The organism is Alcanivorax sp. HI0044 (assembly GCF_001634945.1).
The window spans coordinates 1-323 of record NZ_LWEZ01000853.1 but is presented as its reverse complement, the minus strand read 5'-3'; the positions used below and the strand labels follow the sequence as shown (position 1 = coordinate 323).

General features: G+C 55.7%; 1 protein-coding gene. It reads right to left on the bottom strand.

Annotation, left to right across the window (positions count from 1 at the left end):
• Positions 1-307 (bottom strand): NAD(P)-binding protein (locus tag A3730_RS10010; RefSeq protein ID WP_156501129.1); only part of this gene is annotated, 307 nt, incomplete at its 3' end.
• Positions 308-323: the final 16 nt, after the last annotated feature.

Sequence of the window (323 nt, the reverse complement as noted above, 5' to 3'; positions counted from 1 at the left end):
CAGTGTTGAAGCGAATGTGGCGATACAGATCGTATTTGCGTGCGCAGTATTGCTGGTAGGCAAAAATTTCTTTCTGCGGCGCGAAGCGACGGCTCCACGGGTAATGGCGTTCAAAGGAAAACGAATACAGATGAGAGGGCACATCACAGGCGGCACCAGGGTAGGTGTTGTCGCGCCAGCAGCCGCCAACATCGTGGCCCTTTTCGATCAGCAGCAGGTCGTCCTGCCCCTGGGCTTTGAGGCGAATGGCCATGCCCAGTCCACCGAAGCCGGCGCCAATAATGATCACGTTGTGCGTTGCTTGCATGGGAAACAATCCAGTT